Genomic DNA, 540 nt, shown 5'->3' on the forward strand with positions numbered 1-540 from the left:
ATGCGCCGTGCCAGATGCACGCCGCCGATGCCGCCGGCCACGCTGGCGATGGCCAGTGGCAGCAGGCCCTGCTGACCACGCAGTTCGCGTCGCATGGCCAGGCTGGACGCGACATAACCCGGCCACTGCGCGACCGAACTGGTGGCATTGGCAACAATGGGCGGCAGGCCGGCAGCGACCAAAGCCGGAAAGGTAATCAGCGTGCCGCCGCCGGCTACCGCGTTCAGCGCACCGGCGACAAAGCCGGCACCGAACAGCATGCCACCCAGTTCCGGGCTCATTGCCCGCCCGTCACATAGGCGGCGATCACGTCGGCAATGCGTGCGATATCGGCGGCGTTAACCTGCCAGTGGGTGACGATGCGCATCTGCCCGTCTTCCGGCGGATTGGCCTTGATGCCGGCAGCCGCCAAGGCCGCCATCAGGCCATCCACTTTGATAGCCGGTGCCAGCGCAAACCACACCATATTGATGTGCACATCGTCGAGATTAAGACTGATGCCATCTATCGCCGCCAGACGTTCGGCCAGCACACGCGCGT

The 540-nt window shown here is 65.4% G+C and carries 1 protein-coding gene and 1 pseudogene; both read right to left on the bottom strand.

Annotation, left to right across the window (positions count from 1 at the left end):
• Window positions 1-281, bottom strand: a 281-nt coding sequence (locus EGI20_RS10260; RefSeq protein ID WP_498631371.1) for a TSUP family transporter, incomplete at its 3' end; no start/stop codon positions are given.
• Window positions 278-540, bottom strand: a pseudogene (locus tag EGI20_RS10265) (threonine aldolase); the annotation flags it as partial. The pseudogene EGI20_RS10265 and the gene EGI20_RS10260, both read right to left, overlap by 4 nt.

The organism is Aquitalea sp. S1-19, assembly GCF_024343515.1.